Raw genomic sequence first — 19688 nt, 5'->3', positions numbered from 1 at the left:
GTGTCCTGCGCTCGAAAAGACCTACCGCAGATAGATCACGCTGTAGAGCGAGGCGCGCAGCTCGTCCTCGTTGAGCCAGACCCGGCCGAGGTCGCAGCGCTCGGCGATGCCCGGCCGCATCCGGGCGCAGTACTCGCCGGTATTGTCCTGCAGGTGGTACTGGCAGCGCCCGCCCGCCTTGCGCCGGGCGATGATCGGGCTCGAATGGTCGGCGGCGATGTCCGGCTCCTTCGGCAGGCGCTCTTCCAGCACGTACCAGGAATAGCCCACCACCGGCAGGCGGCCCCGGTCGAGGGCGTAGTCGATCATCGCCATCAGCCGGTCGGTGCCGGCCGTGAGGCCGGGTTCGCCGCGGGCGGCCTTGTCCATGAAGTCGAGCTGGTTGTCGGCGATCGAGTCCGAGACCGGGATCAGCGGCACCGGCAGGGGCTTGCGGCGGCAAAGCCGCTCGACATGGGCGATCCAGCCGGCGTTGAAGGCGTCGGTCGCCGGATCGCGCAGCCGCGGCACCGTCCCGCCGAGGCTGCGCCACGAGATCTGCGGGGCGGCGACGCGGCTGCGCCAGCGCAGGGCACCGAGGGTGCGCGCGTGCTGGCCGTAGCCGTCGAAGGAGGGCAGGTCCCGGTCCGTGCACAGACCGCCGAGGTTGTAGAGGAGCGTTGCCGCCGCCTCCTGCCCATCCTCCAGCTTGTCGAAATACGGCTTGCGGCCCGGGTTGCGCTCGCGGCTCGCCTCGGTGTCGTTGCGGCTCTCGGCGATCTCTTCCGCGAGGTCGGGATGCCGGCGCAGGTAGTTCCGCAAGGCACGGTCCCGGCTGCGTTCGAGGCCGGCCGGGTCGGCAAAGTAGTAGCGGGTGGCGACATCCAGCGCCGAGACGGTGACCCCGACGCGCTGCGAGATCATGTCGGCGGTGGCGTAGGCAAAGCAGATCGCGCTGTCGCCCTGGCTCATCGGCGACAGGGCCGGGTTGGGGCTGATCCGATCGTCGAGCGGATGCGTGCCGGGCCGGCGGCCCGGCGCCACGACGGTGACGTCGGCGCAGGTCGGGTTGCGGGCGTAGCGCGGATTTTCGGACAGCAGGCGCAGATCGACCGCCCCGGCGGGCGCTGCCGCGAGCAGAAGGCCAACTGTGACACAGCGGGCGAGGTAGGCCGCCCCGGATGATGGCCTCAATCCGTCCCTGCCTCGGCGAGCGCCACCGGTGCCGCCTCGGCCCCGTCGAGCACCGCGTCCTGCGCGGCCTCGGCGAGCAGGGCGTAACCGCCATCCGCCATGTGCAGGCCGTCGCTGGCGAACAATTCGGTGCGGGTCAGCCGGCCCTGCCCGATCCAGTCGCGCATCAGGTCGGAGCGGCGGATCACCGGGACGCCGAGATCGGCGCCGAGGGCGCGCACGGCGTCGCGGAACCGGTCGGCGCCGGGCGTGGCGTCGAGCGTCGGGCACCATTGCGGCTCCATCAGAACCACGTCGATCCCCGCCGCGCGGATGCGCTCCAGCGCCGCCTCCGTCGCCTCCCGGAAATGGTCGAGGGAGACGCCGCGCAGGGCGTCGTTGCTGCCGGTCTGCCAGATCACGAGATCGGGCCGGGGCGCGATCACGTCTTGGTCGAGCCGGGCCAGCATCTCGTCCACCGCCTCGCCGCCGATGCCGCGGTTGGCGACCGTGATCTTGCTGCCGAGATGCGGCAGGGCGCGCCGCAGTCCGGCTTCGAGGCGGGCGGGATAGGCGGCGGCGGGCGTCGAGGCGCCGACGCCCTCCGTCGAGGAGGAGCCGAAGGCGACGATGCTCAGTGGGCCACCCAGCGCGATCTTCTGGGCGACGTGCGGAAGGCCCGCCGGGGCCGTGTCCTCGAACAGGCCGAGATCGAGGTCGAAGCCGAGATCGAGGTGCTGTGGCAGCAGGTCGGCGTAGGCGAGCACCGCGGTCGAGGAGAGAGTGAGGGCCAGCATCAGCGCCGTCGCACCGACGAGCCGCCGCGGGCGTCCCCTCGGGACCGGCCGCATCCGAGCCTGACGTAGAAACCGTACCACCGTTCGAGCCCCCGCCCGCGGGCCGCCTCGATTGGGGGCCTTCGCGGAATGACTGATATCGACCCTTCTAACCGAACCGAGGCCGGATTACGGCCCAATAATCGTGATTCGCCACAGCCGCAATGCGCGGTGTTTGATAGAGTCTTAATTGCGAGACTCGGATCAAAGTGTTGTTGGTCATAGACGCCGCTTGTTCGACGCCGGCATGAAGTCCGGGGGCAGCGATCGAGCACGGTAACGGTGCTGTCTTGCCTTGGCGTCAATGGCCTTTACCTGCCGGATCGGCCGCGTCACGCCCGCGAAACCAGGGAGACCGTCCCGCTGCCGTGCCGCTCGATCCGGCCGTCGAGTTCGAGTTCGAGCAGCGTCGTCTGCACGATCCGAACCGATAGGCCGGTGGAGCGGGCAAGCTCATCGGTTCCGACCGGAACCGGGCTGAGGCATGCGATCAGCCGCTCGCGGTCGTCCCGGGGCTCGGGGGGACCATCTTCCGGCTCTGCCGTGGCAGGAAACAGCGGCAGCGCGGTCTCGGCGCGTCCGTCAAAATCGATCTCGTCCCAGTAATCGGGCGTGCGCCACGTCTCGGAGCGGTCGTTCAGGCCGTCCGCTTGCGGCGCGCCGCCGGCGATCAGCGGATCGAGCACGGACAGGACGTGCTCGACCTCCGAGACCAGCGTCGCACCCTGGCGGATCAGGTCGTTGGTGCCCTCCGCCCGCGGATCGAGCGGCGAGCCGGGCACCGCGAAGACTTCCCGGCCCTGCTCCAGCGCGAAACGGGCGGTGATGAGCGAGCCGGAGCGGCGCGCGGCCTCCACGATGACGGTGCCGAGGCTGAGGCCGGAGATGATGCGGTTGCGGCGGGGAAAGTCGCGCCCGCGCGGCACCCAGCCCATCGGCATCTCGGCGACCACCGCCCCACCCGCCCCCACGATCTCCTCGACGAGGCCGGCATGGTTCTCTGGATAGATCCGGTTCTGCCCACCCGCGAGGACCGCGACGGTGCCGGTGGTGAGCGTGGCCTTATGGGCGCGGGCGTCGATCCCTCGGGCGAGTCCCGAGACCACGACGAGACCGGCTTCGCCGAAACCGCGGGCGAGCCGCTCGGTGAAGGCGAGGCCCGCGGTCGAGGCGTTGCGCGAGCCGACGATGGCCACCGAAGGCTTGAGAAGCGTGGCCGGGTCGCCGCGAACGGCGATCAGCGGCGGCGCGGTATCGGTGGCGTGCAGCGCCTTCGGGTAGGCCGCTTCGCCCATGGCGAGGAAGCGGATGCCGAGGCGGGCGGCCGCCGCCATCTCGCGCTCGGCCTCGGCCTTCGTGGGCGGCACGGCGCGCTTGCCCGCCCGCTTCGTCAGGTCCGGCAGGGCGTCGAGCGCGGCCGACGCGCTGCCGAAGCGGTTGATCAGGCCGCGGAAGGTGCGCGGGCCGATGCCGTCGGTACGGATCAGGCGCAGCCAATCGAGGCGTTGCGCGTCGGTGAGTTGCATCGGTCCCCCTCCGTCCGGGAGGGGGCGGCGCTCACCCTTTCTTCCCGATCCGCCCCTCGGTGCCGGCGGCGAGTCGGCGGATGTTGGGCGCGTGCTTCCACCATAGCAAAGCTGCGAGCACGAGGAAGAGCGCTGCAACCGAGCCGTGTCCCAGCGCCCACAGGATGAGGGGCGTGGCAGCCGACGCCGCGAGCGCGGCAAGCGAGGAGTATTTCAGGGCGAAGGCGAGCCCGAGCCAGATCGCGGCGAAGGCGGCCAGTGTCACCGGGCTCAGCGCCAGCAGCACGCCGATGAAGGTCGCCACGCCCTTGCCGCCCTTGAAGCCGAGCCAGACCGGGAAGAGATGGCCGAGGAAGGCACCGAGGCCCGCAGCCAGCGCCGGCCCTTCTCCCCATTGGCTTGCGGCGAGCACCGGCAGCGTGCCCTTGAGCGCATCGCAGAGCAGCGTCGCGGCGGCGAGCCCCTTGCGGCCGGTTCGCAACACGTTGGTGGCGCCGATATTGCCCGAGCCGATCGCCCGCACGTCGCCGAGGCCGGCGAACTTCGTGAGGATCAGCCCGAAGGGGATCGCGCCGCAGGCATAGCCGAGGACGAGAGCCGCGATGAGGACCGGCCAGCCGGCCGCGAGAAGCGTGGTCATGCGGCCAGAGCCGAGAGGTCGGAGCGGTGGACGATGCGGCCGCCGACCAGCGTCAGCACCGCCGCGCCCTGGAGGCGCGCCTCGTCGAAGGGCGAGTTCTTGGAGCGCGACTTCAACTGCCGCTTGTCGAGCAGGTAGGGCAGATCGGGGTCGATCAGCACGAGGTCGGCGGGTGCGCCTGTTTCGAGGCGCCCCGCCTCGCGGCCGAGCAGCGCCGCGGGGTTGGCCGAGAGAGCCTTCAGGAGCGTTCCCAGCGTCACGTCGCCGGTATGGAGCAGGCGTAGGCTCGCCCCGAGCAGGGTCTCGATGCCGAGCGCTCCATCGGCGGCTTCGGCGAACGGCAGGCGCTTGGTCTCGACGTCCTGCGGATTGTGGTCGGAGACGATGACGTCGATCACGCCTTCATTCAGCGCGGCGATCACCGCCTGCCGGTCGTCCTCGCGGCGCAAGGGGGGCGAGAGCTTGCAGAAGGTGCGGTAGTGGCCGATGTCGCCCTCGTTGAGCACGAGGTTGTTGACCGACACGCCGCAGGTGACGGGCAGCCCCGCCTCCTTGGCCCGCCGCACGATCTCGACCGAATCGGCGCAGGAGATCATCGCCGCGTGGTAGCGCGCGCCGGTGAGGCGCACGAGGCGGATGTCGCGCTCCAGCATCACCGTCTCGGCCTCGCGGGGGATGCCGATCAGGCCGAGGCGGGAGGCCATCTCGCCCTCGTTCATCACGCCTTCGCCGACGAGGTCCGGCTCCTCGACATGCTGCATCAGCAGCGCGCCGAAATCGCGGGCGTAGGTCAGCGCGCGGCGCATCACCTGCGCGTTGGTGACGGCTTTCAGCCCGTCGGTGAAGGCGACCGCGCCGGCTTCCGCCAGCAGGCCGAACTCGGTCATCTCGCGGCCGGCCAGCCCCTTCGTGATGGCGGCGGCCGGCAGCACGTTGATGCAGGCGGTGTCGCGGGCGCGGCGCAGCACGAAATCGACGATGGCCGGCCCGTCGATGACGGGGTTGGTGTCGGGCATGCAGACCAGCGTCGTCACGCCGCCGGCCGCGGCAGCCGCGCTCGCCGAGGCCAGGGTTTCCCGGTGCTCGGCGCCCGGCTCGCCGACGAAGGCGCGCAGGTCGATCAGGCCCGGCGCGAGGGTGAGCCCGCCGCAGTCGATTTTTTTGCAGTCTTCCGGTGCGTCGGGTGCGGCACCCCAGGCGACATCGGCGATGCGGCCGTCGCGCACGAGCACGGCGCCGGGGCCCTCGCGGCCGCTGGCCGGGTCGAGGAGATGGGCGTTGGAGAGGAGAAGCGGAGGAGCGGTCATTGGGACTGAGAAATTCTCCGCGAAGCGCAACGGGTCCGGTCGAGCCAAGTCATGGCCTTCGACGGGAGAGCTTCGTTACCATCCAACCGAACCACGCGAAGACCGCGAGATACAGGATGCCTGTGAGTGACGCGACAACCTCGCCGCTCCAGCCAGCGACAAGACCGAGGATGAAGATCGCCGTAACGGGAACGAAGACCGTCACCATTCCCCGAGCGGCGAGGACCCAGAGACTCGGCACGTCGGTAAACCAACGTTCCAGCCAGAACCAGAGGCTGAGCAATGGACGCGATCCCGTTCGTGCGGAGATGGCTTAAATGGCGGCCTTCTCGATCAGGGCCTCACGGATGAAGCGCTGACGGGAGAGGCCTCGACGCTGGGCTGCGGCGTCGATGGCGCTGAGAGCCCGCTCGTCGAGGAGAGCGTCTTCATCGACGGAAACGACAACGGCGGCATGCCCCGCTGCCAGAGCCTCGGCCACCTCCGGATCCTCACGCAGGACATCGAGGCTGCGCACGGGCGGCGGTGTCATGCCGTCCTCGGCCAAACACTCAAGATAGAGCCGCAAGACTTCCGGTGCCTGACGTAGCGCGCCCTCAGCCGTGTCGGCCGCCGTCGTGCACCCGATTAGATCTGGGAACCATACACCCCACAGGGTGCCTGGCTCCTTCTCCAAAATGCCGATGGAGTGAATCATCGTTGTGATCCCTCAGAGCCCGTCCGATAACGTCCGGCAGGGGTTGAGTGGCCGGAATGGCGGTGATTCCAGAAGGGTGCTGAAGCCTCATCTGGACGTGCCATGTGGACCCCGACCACTCGCCGGCAGCATAACCGTGCGCGCCTTCGATACGAAACCGACCTGACGGATACGGAATGGGCGGTGATCGCGCCCATGATGCCAGAGCCCGCCTCGCGTGGTCGTCCGCCTGTCTGGACGATGCGGGAGGTCCTGAACGCGATCTTCTACGTGCTGCGCGGCGGCATCGCATGGCGGTTGATCCCAAAGGATCTCCCTCCGCGCAGCACGACGTTCGGCTACTTCAGCCGCTGGCGGGACGAGGGATTGTTCGGGCGGATCAACCACGCCCTGGTCATGGCCGACCGGGAGCGGGCCGGTCGCGAGGCCTCGCCGACGGCGGCCGTGCTCGACAGCCAGAGCGTGAAGACCACCGAGAGCGGCGGCCCGCGCGGCTACGACGCTGGAAAGAAGGTCAAGGGCCGCAAGCGTCAGGCCCTGGTCGACACGGACGGGCGCGCCCTCGTGCTCGATCCGCAGACCGCCGACATTCAGGATCGCGATGGGGCTGGACCGGTGCTGCGCCTGTCGCGGCGGACCTTCCCGTTCATCGTCAGAGCTTTCGCCGATGCAGGCTATGCCGGCGACAGACCCGCGACCGCCACCGTCATCACCATCGACATCGTGCGCAAACCGAAGGATCAGGTCGGCTTCGCCGTGCATCCACGCCGATGGGTGGTGGAACGCTTCTTCGGATGGATCAGCCGCAACCGACGCCTCTGGAAGGACCCGGAAGCGACCCTCGCCTCGGCCCAGGCCTTCCTCTACGCCGCCGCCGTCATGATCCTCGTCCGAAGGCTCGGGCGAGCATCATGACTTAGCGGACGGACTCTCAGCGAATCCAGCCGGCGCACGCGCGATGCTGCGTGCCGTGCCAAGCGGCAGGTCGCCGCGTCCGCGCGAGATCGGCGCGCGAGATCGGGATGTGCTGGGGTTTGTCGAGATGCTTGTCGACATCGTGATTCCCGCCCCGCGACTTGATCAGCCGCCAACCCTCGCGCTCCAGCCGATGGCGGATTTCCAGATTATCAAGCTCGAAGGCGCGCGGCGGCATGTCAAGCGCTGAGCCTCACCCGTTCGGCAGGTGCGTCGCCAGCGCTTCCAGCACGGCCATGCGCACGGCGACGCCCATCTCGACCTGCTCGCGGATCAGCGACTGCGCCCCGTCGGCGATGTCGGAGGCGATCTCGACGCCGCGGTTCATGGGTCCGGGATGCATCACCAGCGCGTCCGGCTTGGCCAGCGCCAGCTTGTCGCCGTCGAGGCCGTAATAGCGGAAATATTCCTTCACGCTCGGCACGAAGGAGCCGTTCATCCGCTCGCGCTGGAGGCGCAGCATCATCACGATGTCGCAGCCCTTCAGCCCCGCGCGCATGTCGGTGAACACATCGACGCCGAAGCGCTCGATGCCGGTGGGCAGCAAGGTCGAGGGGCCGATCACCCGCACCCGGGCGCCGAGCGCCTGAAGCAGGATGATGTTCGAGCGCGCCACCCGCGAATGCAGGACGTCGCCGCAGATCGCGACGTGGAGCCCCTCGATGCCGTCCTTGTTGCGGCGGATGGTGAGCGCGTCGAGCAGCGCCTGGGTCGGGTGCTCGTGGGCGCCGTCGCCGGCATTCACCACGGCGCAATCGACCTTGCGGGCGAGCAGGTGCACGGCGCCCGCCGCGTGGTGGCGCACCACGATGATGTCGGGCCGCATGGCGTTGAGCGTCGCGGCGGTGTCGATCAGCGTCTCGCCCTTCTTCACCGAGGACGAGGCGACCGACATGTTCATCACGTCGGCGCCGAGGCGCTTGCCGGCCAGCTCGAACGAGGATTGCGTGCGGGTCGAGGGCTCGAAGAACAGGTTGATCTGCGTGCGACCGCGCAAGGTCGTGCGCTTCTTCTCGACCTGCCGCGACAGGGCGACGGCGGCGTCGGCGCGCTCCAGCAGCGATTCGATGTCCGGCCGGCTCAGGCCTTCGATGCCGAGCAAGTGCCGGTGCGGGAAGGCGGGTGCGGTCTGAGCGGTCATGCGGCGGTTCTGGCGTCGGCTCCGCGCTATAGGGGCCCGGGAAGGGCCCGGCAAGGCGCAGGCGTGTCCGGTCGGGCGGTGCGGGCGATGGCACGAGGAAAAACGGTCTCGCCGGGTTGCGGGCGAGAGATTTTCTTGATCATCGCGAGCCTGTGATCGAGAAAAATTTGAACGATCCAGCCTCGCTTCCGTTTTCCAAACATCCGTTGGGGTTTGAGTGCGTCGAATACCTGTCCCGGTATCCGTCTGCCTGCCCGGAAACGAAAGGTAGCTTATGAATACGCGACTTCTCCTGACTGCCGGTGCGCTCTCGCTCGGTCTCGCTCTCTCGTCCGGCGCCTACGCTCAGGGCATGCAGCGGGGCGGCATGGAGCCCGGCATGGGCGGCCAGCCCGGCGGGCAAATGGGTGGCCAGATGGGCGGCCAAATGCAGCAGGGTGCCATGGGCGACGACATGGGCCAGGAGCAGCGCCCGATGAAGCGCGGCTCCAAGAAGATGAAAAAGCCGATGAAGAACAAGAAGATGATGCGCTCGAAGCGCATGAATTCCGGCTCCGGCATGGAGTCCGGCGCGGGCGGGATGTGATCCACCCGTCACCCGACTGTGACCACATCGCCATCTAGGCGATCCTCGGCCCGCCCGGTTAGACCGGGCGGGCTTTTTCGTCTCGAACGAAACCTTCCGAGTCTTCCTGCGCCGAACGGTCCATCCGCCCGGCGCGGGATGCTGCAACAGGGAACAGCCGCGCCGTGGCCGCAGGATCGACGCTCTCGGGGCCGGACATCGTCGAGACGGTGCGGCGGCGCTGGATGTTTCGCCATCCGCTGGTGATCCGGCTGGCGCACTGGCTCAACGTGGTCTGCCTCGCCATCCTGCTGATGAGCGGCTTGCAGATCTTCAACGCCCATCCGGCACTCTATTGGGGCGCAGCCTCGACCTTCGACAAGCCGTTCGTCGCCATCACCGACGACCAGCGGGACGACGGCACGCCGCGCGGCATCGTCTATGTGGCCGGCCACACCTTCGAGACGACGGGCGTGCTCGGCCTGTCGAACCTCAACGGCCAGCAAGCGGGACGCGCCTTCCCGGCCTGGGCGACCCTGCCGGCGCATCAGGATCTCGCCACCGGGCGGCGCTGGCACTTCCTGTTCGCCTGGGCCTTCGTCATCAACGGGCTGATCTACCTCCTCTACGGGATCGGTACGGGCCAGTTGCGGCGGCGCCTCGTGCCCGACGGCGACCAGATGCGCGGGTTCGGTTCCTCGGTCCGCGAGCACCTGACCCTGCACTTTCCGGAAGGGGACGAGGCCAAGCGCTACAACGTGCTGCAGAAGCTCACCTACCTCGTCGTGGTGGCGGTGCTGCTGCCGCTGATGGTGCTGACGGGGCTCGCCATGTCGCCGGGCGTCAACGCGGTGGTGCCCCTGCCCGACCTGTTCGGCGGACGGCAATCGGCCCGCACGATCCACTTCATCGTCACGAATCTGCTGGTGCTGTTCGTGATCGTCCACGTCCTGCTCGTGCTGCTCTCCGGCGTGGCCAACAATATGCGCAGCATGATCACCGGCTGGTTCGTGATCGAGCGCCAAAAACTTCCCGCCGGCCCGGGAGAGACCCCATGACCCCCCGTCTCATGACCCACCGTCCCATGACCCCTCGCCTCCAGATCCCCTCATCGATCGCCCTGCCCCACCGCCGCGGTTTCCTCACCGCGGCGGCCGGCCTGCTCGGCGTCTCGGCCCTCGGCGGCTGCGACCGCTTCGCCGCGAGCGCCACGGGCCAGCGCGCGCTGAAGGCGGGGGAGGACGCCAACCTGTTCGTGCAGCGCCTGCTGCTGACGCCGGCCTCGCTCGCCAAGGAGTTTCCGGATTCGGAGATCTCGCCCTGGTTCAAGCCGAACGGCACGATCGAGCCGCCGGACCGGGCCTATAAGGCGCTCGCCGCCAAGAGCTTCGACGGGTTCAAGCTCCGTGTCGACGGCCTCGTCGAGCGGCCCCAGGATCTCAGTCTCGCCGATCTGCGCACCCTGCCCGCCCGTACCCAGACGACCCGGCACGATTGCGTCGAGGGCTGGAGCGCCATCGGCAAGTGGACCGGCGTGCCGCTCGCGGAGGTGCTTCAGCGGGCCGGCCTGAAGCCGAACGCCCGCTACGTCGTGTTCCACTGCGCCGACACGATGGAATATTCCGCAAGCGGCGGAGACGAAGACGTCGCGCCCGAAAAGACCGCCAATCCCGGCATGGAGACGCGGCCGGAGGGGGCCGAGAACCAAGCCAGCGATTCGCAGGCCGCGGGCGCGGAGGCACCGAACGCCGAGGACGAGGAGAACCAGGGTACGCCGGTTCGCTATTACGAGAGCATCGATCTCACCGACGCCTACCACCCGCAGACGATCCTCGCCTACGACCTGAACGGCAAGGCGCTGCCGGTTTCGAACGGCGCGCCGCTACGCCTGCGGGTTGAGCGCCAGCTCGGTTACAAGCAGGCGAAATACATCATGCGGATCGAGGTGACCGAGGGCCTGACCGGCATCGGCGACGGCAAGGGCGGCTATTGGGAGGATCGCGGCTACGAGTGGTACGCGGGGATTTAAGGGCAGGTCCGGCACGTTCACCCGATTTGACAACGCCGCGCGGCTCACCCACTTCTGCGCGGCGCGAGAGCCGGCCTCCGACCGGTACGCATCCGCGCCATTCCCAAAACCGTATCTGCGGTGAGGCTCTGGCGAGAGGCAGAGGTTCATGAAAGTCGTCGTCGTCGAGTCGCCGGCCAAGGCCAAGACGATCAACAAATACCTGGGGAGCGATTACGAGGTTCTGGCCTCGTTCGGCCATATCCGCGATCTGCCGGCCAAGGACGGCTCGGTCGATCCGGAGGCCGACTTCGCCATGATCTGGGAGGTGGAGGATCGCGGCGCCAAGCGCGTGTCCGAGATCGCCCGCGCCGTGAAGGGAGCCGAGAAGCTCATCCTCGCGACCGACCCGGATCGCGAGGGCGAGGCGATCTCCTGGCACGTCATCGAGGCGCTGACCGCCCGTAAGGCGCTGAAGGGCATCCCCGTCGAGCGGGTGACCTTCAACGCGATCACCAAGGCGTCGGTCGACGCGGCGATGAAGAAGCCGCGCCAGATCGACCAGGCCCTGGTCGATGCCTATCTCGCGCGCCGCGCACTCGATTACCTCGTCGGCTTCAACCTCTCGCCGGTGCTGTGGCGCAAGCTGCCCGGCGCCCGTTCGGCTGGCCGGGTGCAGTCGGTGGCGCTCCGTCTCGTGGTCGAGCGCGAGATGGAGATCGAGCGCTTCAAGCCGCGCGAATACTGGTCGATCATCGCCACGCTGGTGACGGAGGCCGGCGGCGTGTTCGAGGCCCGGCTCGTCGGCGCCGACGGCAAGCGCATCCAGCGCCTCGATGTCGGCAATGCCGAGGAGGCGGCGGCCTTCAAGCGCGACCTCGAACTCGCGACCTTCCAAGTGGCGAGCATCGAGGCCAAGCCCGCCAAACGTCACCCGCAGCCGCCCTTCACCACCTCCACGCTGCAGCAGGAGGCCTCGCGCAAGCTCGGGATGGCCCCGGCGCAGACCATGCGGGTCGCGCAGCGGCTCTATGAAGGCGTGGATGTCGGCGGCGAGACCGTCGGCATCATCACCTACATGCGGACCGACGGCGTCGACATGGCGCCGGAGGCGATCCAGGACGCGCGCCGGGTGATCGGCCGCGAGTTCGGCGACGCTTACGTCCCCGGTGCGCCGCGCAAATACACCGTCAAGGCCAAGAACGCGCAGGAGGCCCACGAGGCCGTGCGCCCGACCGATATGGGCCGGTTGCCGAAGCACGTTGCCCGCCACCTCGAACCGGAGCAGGCCAAGCTCTACGACCTGATCTGGACCCGCACCATCGCGAGCCAGATGGAATCGGCCGAGCTGGAGCGCACCACCGTCGAGGTCAGTGCGAATGTCGGCCCGCGCCGGATCGACCTGCGCGCCACCGGTCAGGTCGTGAAGTTCGACGGCTTCCTCGCCCTCTATCAGGAGGGCAAGGACGACGAGGAGGACGAGGACGCCAAGCGCCTGCCGGCGATGAAGGCGGGCGACGCGCTCAAGCGCGAGCGCATCGCCTCGACCCAGCACTTCACCGAGCCGCCGCCGCGCTACTCCGAGGCCAGCCTCGTCAAGCGGATGGAGGAGCTCGGCATCGGTCGGCCCTCGACCTATGCCGCGGTCCTGCAGACCCTGCGCGACCGCGAATATGTCCGCATCGAGAAGAAGCGCCTCCAGCCGGAGGACAAGGGGCGGCTCGTCACCGGCTTCCTCGAAAGCTTCTTCAAGCGCTACGTCGAGTACGACTTCACCGCGAGCCTGGAAGAGCAGCTCGATCGGGTCTCGAATGCCGAGATCGACTGGCGCTCCGTGCTGCGCGACTTCTGGCGCGATTTTTCCGCCGCGATCGGCGGCACCAAGGAATTGCGCGTCGCGGAGGTCCTCGAGGCGCTCAACGGCCTGCTCGGGCCCCACATCTTCCCCGAGAAGGCGGATGGCGGCGATCCGCGCGCCTGCCCGACCTGCGGGGCGGGCCAGCTCTCGCTCAAGCTCGGCAAGTTCGGCGCCTTCATCGGCTGCTCGAATTACCCGGAATGCAAGTACACTCGCCAGCTCTCGGCCTCCGGCGTCGAGGGCGAGGGTGACGGCTCCTCGGCCGAGGGCGGCCAGCCCGGCGTGCGCGTGCTCGGCGACGATCCGGCCACCGGCCTGCCCGTGACCCTGCGCGATGGCCGCTTCGGTCCGTTCGTGCAGCTCGGCGAGGCGAGTGCCGAGAAGGGCGCGGAGAAGCCCAAGCGCTCCTCGTTGCCCAAGGGCATGACGCCGGGCAGCGTGACGCTGGAGATCGCGCTGCGCCTGCTCTCGCTGCCGCGCGAGGTGGCCAAGCATCCGGAGACCGGCGACCCGATCCTGGCCAATCTCGGCCGCTTCGGCCCCTACGTGCAGCACGGGAAGACCTACGCCAATCTCGGCAAGGAGGACGACGTGCTGGAGATCGGCGCCAACCGCGCCATCGATCTCATCGTCGCGAAGGAGCAGGGCGGCGGGCGCGGCCGCCCCTCCTCCGATCCCGGCCGCACGCTCGGCCAGCATCCGGACGGCGCCGCACTCGTGGTCAAGGCCGGCAAGTACGGCCCCTATGTCAGCGACGGTTCGGTCAACGCGACGCTGCCGAAGACCATGGCCGCCGAGAGCCTGACGCTGGAGCAGGCCATCGACCTCGTCAACGCCAAGCGCGCTTCGGGTGGCGGCAAGAAGCCGGTCCGCAAGACGGCGGCCCGCGCCCGCGCTCCGGCGAAGAAGGCGGAGGCCGGCGAGGCGGCAAAGCCGGCCGTGCGCAAGACGGCGGCCAAGGCGACCACGAAGGCGACGGGGACGAAGGCTTCCGCCAAGCCGGCGGCTGCCAAGAAGGCCGCCGCGAAGACGAAGGCGGGCTGACGTTCACGGGAAGCGGCCGCTTTCTCCGGATGTCGGGTCGTCTCGACATCCGGCCGACGGCCCGCGCGGCATCCGGGTCGAGACGGCGCACGGATGGCTCCGCCGCGCGTCCTCTTCTCGCAGGATCGTTCAGCCGGCCGTCATCGCGAGCGACCGCGCGACCCGTCCGAGACAAGCGGCGCGCTGGATCGCTTCGGCTTCGCTTGGCGATGATGGAAGGTTCGGCGGCCTGATCAGTCCGCGCCGACCCGCTCGAACGTGAGGTAGCTCGGCAGCCGGCCGGCCGCGAGGGCCTTGGCCTCGTAGCGGGTACCCGGCCAGCCCTCGAACGGCCTGCGCCAGTCGTCGGCGGTCTCCGCCGTCCAGCGGAGTTGCGGGCAGCGGGCGGCGCGGACCAGGGTCCAGCCCACATAGTCGTCGATATCGCTGGCGAAGCGGAAATGGCCGCCGGGGCGCAGCACGCGGGCGATCTCGGCGAGCGAGGCATCCGACACGAAGCGGCGCTTGCGCTGGCGGCGCTTCGGCCAGGGGTCGGGATAAAGCAGATAGACGCGGGCGAGGCTCGCATTCGGCAGGGCGGCGAGCAGGGCGGTCGCGTCCTCGTCCCAGACGCGGACATTGCGCAAGCCGCGATCGTCCACGGCGCGCAGCAGCTTGACCACGCCGTTGACGAAGGGTTCGCAGCCGATGATGCCGGCTTGGCGGTGGGCTTCGGCCTGCGCGGCGAGATGCTCGCCGCCACCGAAGCCGATTTCCAGCCAGACCTCGTCGACCGGCACCGGGAACAGGCTCGGCGGATCGAGGAATTCGCCGCGCTCGGGCAGCGCGACACGAAGAGAAGGCAGCGCCCCTTCGAGGCGCTGCTCCTGGCCCGGGCGCAGGCGCTTGCCCTTGCGGCGCCCGTAGAAGGCCCGCTCGGTCTCCGCCGTCCCGCCCGTCTCGGGAGGGATGTCGTCATCCCTCCCCATCATGGTTCGGGCTTAGAAGGCCGACTTCAGCTTGTCGGCGAGGTCGGTCTTTTCCCAGGAGAAGCCGCCGTCGGCGTCGGGCTCACGGCCGAAATGGCCGTAGGCCGAGGTGCGGGCGTAGATCGGCTTGTTGAGCTGAAGCGCCGTGCGGATGCCGCGGGGCGAGAGGTCGAGGGCGTCCATCAGCACGCCTTCGAGCTTGGCCTCGTCCACGGTGCCCGTGCCGTGAAGATCGACGTAAATCGACAGGGGCTTGGCCACGCCGATGGCATAGGAGAGCTGGATCGTGGCCCGGCGGGCGAGGCCGGCGGCGACGACGTTCTTGGCCAGATAGCGGGCGGCGTAAGCGGCCGAGCGGTCGACCTTGGTCGGGTCCTTGCCGGAGAAGGCGCCGCCGCCGTGGGGCGCCGCGCCGCCGTAGGTGTCGACGATGATCTTGCGGCCGGTGAGGCCGGCATCGCCGTCGGGGCCGCCGATCACGAACTTGCCGGTCGGGTTGACGTGCCAGACGGTGCTCTCGTTGACCCAGCCCTGCGGCAGGGCTTTGAGGATGTAGGGCTCGACGATGGCACGCACGTCGGCCGAGTCGAGCGACTCGTCGAGATGCTGCGTCGAGAGCACGATCTGCGTCACCTCGACCGGGCGGCCGTTGACGTAGCGCACGGTGACCTGGCTCTTGGCGTCGGGGCCGAGCTTGGCCGCGTCACCCTGCCTGGCCTTGCGCGCGTCGGCGAGGTCCTTGAGGATCTTGTGGGCGTAGAAGATCGGGGCCGGCATCAGGGCCGGGGTTTCGTCGGCGGCGTAGCCGAACATGATGCCCTGGTCGCCCGCGCCCTCATCCTTGTTGCCGGCGGCGTCCACGCCCTGGGCGATGTCGGCCGACTGCGCGTGCAGGTGGATGGCCACCTCGTTGTTCTTCCAGTGGAAGCCCGACTGCTCGTAGCCGATGTCGCGCACGGCCTCGCGGGTCAGCTCCTCGAGGTCCTTGAAGGTCACGGAATCGGGGCCGCGCACCTCACCCGCGATTACGACGCGGTTGGTCGTGGTCAGCGTCTCGACGCCGAGACGCGCCTCCGGCATCGCCGAGAGATAGGCGTCGACCACGGTGTCCGAGATCCGGTCGCTCACCTTGTCGGGGTGGCCTTCGGAGACGGATTCGCTGGTGAAGAGGTAGTCGGAACGCGGCATCGTGTGCACCCCCGATTGTCGGGCGCGCCTCGTGTGTCACGGCGCTTACCCTGGTCTCCAGAGGCGCGGCTTGTCGCATCGCCGTTTCGGACGGTCAAGCCGGAATGGCGAAATCGTCCGTTTTAACGAACGCGGATGCGTGCACCCGCGCCCTGTGGTTCCGCGCCCGATAGGGATCGTGGAGGCACCGATACGGGGCTGTAACCGTCAGCCCTTGAGTTCCTGGCTCAGGATCTCGACGGCGGCAGAAAGTTCGCGGCGCTGTTGCTCGGTGAACGTTTCCGTGAACTGGCGAGCAAAGGCTCGGGCGAGATCAGACCACGGTTCGACAGCGTAAGCGCGCTGGCCATTGTCTGAAAAGCCGCGTTCCGTTTCCGGGTCCGGATGGGGAATGCCATCGAGAAAGTCGGAGACCGGAGTACTGGTGAGGCGACTGAGGATCGCGAGATGAACCGCGCTGATCCGGTTAACGCCTTTTTCGTACTTTTGGAGTTGCGCGGCAGACATCCCGAAGCTGTCGGCGACCGCTCGTTGCGTCAGTTTCGAGCGTTTGCGCTGCTCGGCGATGCGACGTCCGAGAAGGACGTCGCGCTCATCGGTCTTCTGACCTGCCATTTTCGTTCTACCCAAGTTCTTTCGGGCGATGCTTCGAACGAAAACTTTCTGCTTGCAAGGGCGCGTCGGGAGCCAATGGCAACGACACACAGATTATGTCATTTGTTACAGCCGCGGCGTGACGTCGCACTCACATTGCAGGAAGTATCGGATGTTCGACTGCAATCTGAGGCAGCGAAACGATTGGCGTCCCCGGCAGGGCTCGAACCTGCGACCCCAGGTTTCATACCACTTCGACTTTCGCCGCCACGCTGTTCGCGCGTTCGTGGTCTGGACTATCCCTTCACCGTGGGCTTCGGACGAAGCCTTTAGGTGCCACCCGTCTAGTCTCTACACCTTCCCGTGAGCCGTGACCGGACCGCGGGCTTGGCTCGGGATCGGCAGAGCGCCGCGGCGCCGGAAGCTTTCCCCGAATTTGAGTGGATCCGCCGTGCGGTTTCCCATCACGGCGCCCAATTGTGGAGTTTAGGAAACCTGTGCTCTGTCCAGCTGAGCTACGGAGACGTCGATTCAGGCTTAGCATCATCGCGGGGGGGCGCCAACCGCTCCGGCCTGGGCCGTCCGCGATTGTTGGGCAAGCGCCGAGGCGCGCGATTGGCGCGCTGTTGCCCGGGAGGCGCACGGGCCGGCAATCCGCGATTGTGCGCCGGCGACGCTCTCGCGTGCCGCGATCCCGGCACTTTTCGCGCGGCATCTTCGCTTGAATCGAACGGCCGAGCGCGAACGGTGACGATGTTGCCCGGTGATGGTCACGAGATCGGCTGGTATGGGAGCAGGACGAGCCGAGGCGGTGCCCCGGCTCTCGTCTGGCTGCTCGCGGCCGCCTGCGGCGCGCCCGGCGCCGCTTCGGGCGCTCCGCGGGTGGCGGAGGCCTGCGGGCCTTCGGCCTCGATCGAGGATCGCCTTGCCGACATCGGGCCCAGGGGCGAGCTGCGCCTCGCGTCGGGCCGCCGGGCCGTGCTCTCCGGGCTGCGCTGGCCCGACGAGCCGGCGCTCGACGCGGCCGCGCGAAGCTGGCTTCACGCCTTTCGCGGCGCGCCCCTGGTTCTGACCGAACGCGGTGCCGAGGACCGCTGGGGCCGCCGTCGCGCCGACGCGATCGCTGGCGAAGCGGAGCTGGTCGATCTCGCCGGAGGATTGGTCGCGGCCGGGCTTGCCTATGCCGATGCCGGCGAGGCCGATTCGCTCTGTCGCCCGGCGCTCCGCGCCGTCGAGGAGGCGCCGCGCGCGGCCGGGCTCGGCCTGTGGGCCGGCGGCCCGCTCGCGGCGACGGATGCGGCGGCGCTGAACGCGCGCGCCGGGCGCTTCACGGTGGTGGAGGGGCGCATCCTGCATGTCGGCGAGCGGTCGGCCCGAACCTATCTCGACTTCGCGCGCCGGGGCGGGCAAGGCTTGACCGTAACCGTGCAGAAACGCTCTTGGCGGATTCTGAGCGAACATGGTTTGTCGGCGGCCACGCTGAGGGGCCGCCGCGTGAGAATCCGCGGCATGGTCGAGACCGGTCGGGGACCGTTCATCGATCTCGCCGGCGTCGACGGCATCGAGGTCATCGAGGGGGAGCGGGCGCTGCGGCGCTAGAACGGCATGACGGGGGATTTGCGGCATCAATCGGGGCGGCGGCGCGTGTACGGGGGCGTCCGTCGCAGATTTGCGCGGCGTAGATTTGCGCGGCTCGGCACGCTGGTCGCGCTCGCGGGCCTGCTCGCGGCCTGCGCCGCCGACCAGACCGGAAGCGTATTGACGCCTGCGGTCATCACGGTGCCCGAGCAGGCACCGAAGACCACGGGACGCACACGCTCCGACGAGGCGGACCACGCCAAGCTCGTGGCCTCGTTCGGCGGCGAGTACCGCGCGCCCGCCGCCCACCGGCTCATCACCGAGATCACCGACCGGCTGGTGCGCGCCAGCGACCGGCCGGAGGAGAGCTACGCGGTCACGCTGCTCGACTCGCCCGTCGTCAACGCCTTCGCCCTGCCGAGCGGCCGGCTCTACGTCACCCGCGGCCTGCTGGCGCTCGCCGGCGACAGCTCGGAGGTCGCGGCGGTACTGGCGCACGAGATCGCCCACGTGACGTTGCGCCATGCCACCGCCCGCAGCGAGATGGCCCTGCGCTCGCAACTCGTCAGCCGCGTGGTCGCCGACGTGCTGAACGACCCCGTCACGGGGGCGCAGCTCGAGAGCCAGTCCAAGTTCACCCTCGCCCGCTTCTCCCGCGAGCAGGAGCTGGAGGCGGACACGAACGGCGTGCGCGTACTGGCCCAGGCCGGCTACGACCCGTTCGGTGCCGGCCGCTTCCTCGATGCGCTTCAGCGCACCATGGCGCTCAAGGCCGGCAACGGCAGCGCGGCCGAGCCCGACATGCTCGCGACCCACCCGGCGACCGCCGAGCGCATCGCGCTGGTCACCCGCGCGGCCCGGCGCATCGGCGCCCCCGGCCTGGGCGCCGACGACCGCGCCCGCTATCTCGCGGCGATCGACGGGCTCGCCTATGGCGACAATCTCGGCGAGGGGCTGGTGCGCGGTCGCCGCTTCCTGCATCCGGGCTTGGGCATCGCCTTCGACGTGCCGGACGCCTTCGCCATCGAGAACACCCGCAACGCTGTGCTCGGCACCACACCCGAGGGCAGCCGCCGCCTACTGTTCGATCAGGTCGAGGCGAGCGGCGACCGCAGCCTGGAAGACGTGCTGCGCGCGACCTGGAACGATGCCATCGAAGCGGGCTCGGTCGAGAACCGCATCGTCGGTGGACGCTCGGCCGCGACCGCCCTGTCGCGGGGCAAGGACTGGACCTTCCGCCTCGCGGCGATCCGCATGGGCGAGACCACCTACCGCATGATCATGGCGGCCAAGGGCGCGACCGACCCGGAGCCGGCCTTCCGCCGCTGGCTGGAAAGCCTGCGCCCGATCGAGCCGGAGGAGACCGCCTCGCTCAAGCCGGCGCATCTGCGGATCGTCACCGCCGCTCCGGGCGACACCGTGGAGGGGTTGGCCCGCCGCATGAGCGTGCCCGACCGCGCCGTCGATCGCTTCCTCGTGCTCAACAGCCTACAGCGCGGTGCGGTGGTGAAGCCCGGTTTGAGCTACAAGCTCGTCGTCGAGTGAGGTGCGAGGCCGCCGGGCTTGCGCGTCCGGGGGCCGGCGCTTAGGCCGATGCCTCGACGCAACGGG

18 protein-coding genes are annotated in these 19688 nt (G+C 69.1%); 8 read left to right on the top strand and 10 right to left on the bottom strand.

Going from position 1 to position 19688, the window contains the following annotated elements; genetic code table 11:
• Nucleotides 1-21 precede the first annotated feature (21 nt).
• The 6 genes from Y590_RS15715 to Y590_RS25800 all read right to left on the bottom strand — a co-directional run bounded on the left by Y590_RS15715 (nt 22) and on the right by Y590_RS25800 (nt 6158).
• A complete protein-coding gene (locus Y590_RS15715; protein WP_060770681.1) occupies nt 22-1173 on the bottom strand; it encodes a hypothetical protein in 1152 nt (383 codons plus the stop codon).
• Nucleotides 1170-2003 (bottom strand): SGNH/GDSL hydrolase family protein, encoded by an 834-nt coding sequence (locus tag Y590_RS15710; RefSeq protein ID WP_060770680.1) that lies wholly within the window; start codon nt 2001-2003, stop codon nt 1170-1172. Before Y590_RS15710 ends, Y590_RS15715 begins: the two co-directional genes overlap by 4 nt.
• A gap of 317 nt (nt 2004-2320) precedes the next feature.
• Nucleotides 2321-3514, bottom strand: coding sequence for a DNA-processing protein DprA (gene dprA / locus Y590_RS15705; RefSeq protein WP_060770679.1), 1194 nt, complete (start codon nt 3512-3514; stop codon nt 2321-2323).
• Between the two features lie 31 nt (nt 3515-3545).
• A complete protein-coding gene (gene plsY / locus Y590_RS15700) occupies nt 3546-4154 on the bottom strand; it encodes a glycerol-3-phosphate 1-O-acyltransferase PlsY (protein ID WP_060770678.1) in 609 nt (202 codons plus the stop codon).
• Nucleotides 4151-5461: a dihydroorotase gene (locus tag Y590_RS15695; RefSeq protein WP_060770677.1), complete on the bottom strand. Its 1311-nt coding sequence runs from the start codon at nt 5459-5461 to the stop codon at nt 4151-4153. The genes plsY and Y590_RS15695 overlap by 4 nt, the downstream gene beginning before the upstream one ends.
• A gap of 313 nt (nt 5462-5774) precedes the next feature.
• Complete coding sequence (locus Y590_RS25800) at nt 5775-6158, bottom strand: type II toxin-antitoxin system HicB family antitoxin (RefSeq protein ID WP_083530871.1); 384 nt, start codon at nt 6156-6158, stop codon at nt 5775-5777.
• 102 nt (nt 6159-6260) lie between these two features.
• Between Y590_RS25800 and Y590_RS15680 the strand changes: the two genes are divergently transcribed.
• Nucleotides 6261-7073 carry an IS5 family transposase gene (locus Y590_RS15680; RefSeq protein ID WP_060768287.1) on the top strand — a complete coding sequence of 271 codons (813 nt, stop codon included), beginning with the start codon at nt 6261-6263 and terminating at the stop codon, nt 7071-7073.
• Nucleotides 7074-7116: 43 nt separating this feature from the next.
• Nucleotides 7117-7323, top strand: a complete 207-nt coding sequence (locus Y590_RS26480; RefSeq protein WP_144439982.1) for a hypothetical protein — start codon at nt 7117-7119, stop codon at nt 7321-7323.
• 3 nt (nt 7324-7326) lie between these two features.
• Here the strand turns inward: Y590_RS26480 and Y590_RS15670 are convergent, their stop codons facing one another.
• Nucleotides 7327-8274 carry an aspartate carbamoyltransferase catalytic subunit gene (locus tag Y590_RS15670; RefSeq protein ID WP_060770674.1) on the bottom strand — a complete coding sequence of 316 codons (948 nt, stop codon included), beginning with the start codon at nt 8272-8274 and terminating at the stop codon, nt 7327-7329.
• Between the two features lie 274 nt (nt 8275-8548).
• Here Y590_RS15670 and Y590_RS15665 point away from each other — a divergent pair, with 274 nt between their 5' ends.
• From Y590_RS15665 to topA, 4 genes are all read left to right on the top strand, one after another.
• Nucleotides 8549-8860, top strand: a complete 312-nt coding sequence (locus tag Y590_RS15665; protein ID WP_060770673.1) for a hypothetical protein — start codon at nt 8549-8551, stop codon at nt 8858-8860.
• 164 nt (nt 8861-9024) lie between these two features.
• Nucleotides 9025-9897, top strand: coding sequence for a cytochrome b/b6 domain-containing protein (locus tag Y590_RS15660; protein ID WP_060770672.1), 873 nt, complete (start codon nt 9025-9027; stop codon nt 9895-9897).
• A gap of 11 nt (nt 9898-9908) precedes the next feature.
• Nucleotides 9909-10868: a molybdopterin-binding protein gene (locus Y590_RS15655; RefSeq protein ID WP_502689515.1), complete on the top strand. Its 960-nt coding sequence runs from the start codon at nt 9909-9911 to the stop codon at nt 10866-10868.
• Nucleotides 10869-11016: 148 nt separating this feature from the next.
• Entirely contained in the window at nt 11017-13749 is a 2733-nt protein-coding gene (gene topA, locus Y590_RS15650) for a type I DNA topoisomerase (protein ID WP_060770671.1), read from the top strand.
• A 233-nt stretch (nt 13750-13982) separates the two neighbouring features.
• On the opposite strand, the gene trmB is transcribed toward topA, so the two are convergent.
• From trmB to Y590_RS15635, 3 genes are all read right to left on the bottom strand, one after another.
• Nucleotides 13983-14720 (bottom strand): tRNA (guanine(46)-N(7))-methyltransferase TrmB, encoded by a 738-nt coding sequence (trmB, locus tag Y590_RS15645; RefSeq protein ID WP_060770670.1) that lies wholly within the window; start codon nt 14718-14720, stop codon nt 13983-13985.
• Between the two features lie 9 nt (nt 14721-14729).
• Nucleotides 14730-15905, bottom strand: a complete 1176-nt coding sequence (gene metK, locus Y590_RS15640; protein WP_060770669.1) for a methionine adenosyltransferase — start codon at nt 15903-15905, stop codon at nt 14730-14732.
• A 207-nt stretch (nt 15906-16112) separates the two neighbouring features.
• Entirely contained in the window at nt 16113-16520 is a 408-nt protein-coding gene (locus Y590_RS15635) for a helix-turn-helix domain-containing protein (RefSeq protein WP_060770668.1), read from the bottom strand.
• A gap of 732 nt (nt 16521-17252) precedes the next feature.
• On the opposite strand from Y590_RS15635, the gene Y590_RS15630 reads away from it, so the two are divergent.
• Together Y590_RS15630 and Y590_RS15625 are read left to right on the top strand one after the other, a co-directional pair.
• On the top strand, nt 17253-18098 hold the full coding sequence (locus tag Y590_RS15630) for a thermonuclease family protein (RefSeq protein WP_060770667.1): 846 nt from the start codon (nt 17253-17255) through the stop codon (nt 18096-18098).
• Nucleotides 18099-18104: 6 nt separating this feature from the next.
• On the top strand, nt 18105-19622 hold the full coding sequence (locus Y590_RS15625) for a M48 family metalloprotease (protein WP_060770666.1): 1518 nt from the start codon (nt 18105-18107) through the stop codon (nt 19620-19622).
• The last annotated feature ends 66 nt before the right edge of the window (nt 19623-19688 follow it).

Source organism: Methylobacterium sp. AMS5 (genome assembly GCF_001542815.1).
GTDB lineage: Bacteria > Pseudomonadota > Alphaproteobacteria > Rhizobiales > Beijerinckiaceae > Methylobacterium.
Note: the sequence above shows the minus strand (reverse complement) of the source record. Positions and strands in the feature narration are given on the sequence as shown.

What these genes read in the sequence shown, in the direction of transcription:
- Y590_RS15635 (WP_060770668.1), bottom strand. Translation starts at nt 16,520, where the DNA reads ATGGCAGGTCAGAAGACCGATGAGCGCGACGTCCTTCTCGGACGTCGC.
- Y590_RS15625 (WP_060770666.1), top strand. Translation starts at nt 18,105, where the DNA reads ATGACGGGGGATTTGCGGCATCAATCGGGGCGGCGGCGCGTGTACGGG.
- Y590_RS26480 (WP_144439982.1), top strand. Translation starts at nt 7,117, where the DNA reads ATGCTGCGTGCCGTGCCAAGCGGCAGGTCGCCGCGTCCGCGCGAGATC.
- Y590_RS15630 (WP_060770667.1), top strand. Translation starts at nt 17,253, where the DNA reads ATGTTGCCCGGTGATGGTCACGAGATCGGCTGGTATGGGAGCAGGACG.
- Y590_RS15680 (WP_060768287.1), top strand. Translation starts at nt 6,261, where the DNA reads ATGTGGACCCCGACCACTCGCCGGCAGCATAACCGTGCGCGCCTTCGA.
- Y590_RS25800 (WP_083530871.1), bottom strand. Translation starts at nt 6,158, where the DNA reads ATGATTCACTCCATCGGCATTTTGGAGAAGGAGCCAGGCACCCTGTGG.
- plsY (WP_060770678.1), bottom strand. Translation starts at nt 4,154, where the DNA reads ATGACCACGCTTCTCGCGGCCGGCTGGCCGGTCCTCATCGCGGCTCTC.
- Y590_RS15695 (WP_060770677.1), bottom strand. Translation starts at nt 5,461, where the DNA reads ATGACCGCTCCTCCGCTTCTCCTCTCCAACGCCCATCTCCTCGACCCG.
- Y590_RS15670 (WP_060770674.1), bottom strand. Translation starts at nt 8,274, where the DNA reads ATGACCGCTCAGACCGCACCCGCCTTCCCGCACCGGCACTTGCTCGGC.
- dprA (WP_060770679.1), bottom strand. Translation starts at nt 3,514, where the DNA reads ATGCAACTCACCGACGCGCAACGCCTCGATTGGCTGCGCCTGATCCGT.
- Y590_RS15655 (WP_502689515.1), top strand. Translation starts at nt 9,909, where the DNA reads ATGACCCACCGTCCCATGACCCCTCGCCTCCAGATCCCCTCATCGATC.
- Y590_RS15710 (WP_060770680.1), bottom strand. Translation starts at nt 2,003, where the DNA reads ATGCGGCCGGTCCCGAGGGGACGCCCGCGGCGGCTCGTCGGTGCGACG.
- metK (WP_060770669.1), bottom strand. Translation starts at nt 15,905, where the DNA reads ATGCCGCGTTCCGACTACCTCTTCACCAGCGAATCCGTCTCCGAAGGC.
- Y590_RS15665 (WP_060770673.1), top strand. Translation starts at nt 8,549, where the DNA reads ATGAATACGCGACTTCTCCTGACTGCCGGTGCGCTCTCGCTCGGTCTC.
- topA (WP_060770671.1), top strand. Translation starts at nt 11,017, where the DNA reads ATGAAAGTCGTCGTCGTCGAGTCGCCGGCCAAGGCCAAGACGATCAAC.
- trmB (WP_060770670.1), bottom strand. Translation starts at nt 14,720, where the DNA reads ATGATGGGGAGGGATGACGACATCCCTCCCGAGACGGGCGGGACGGCG.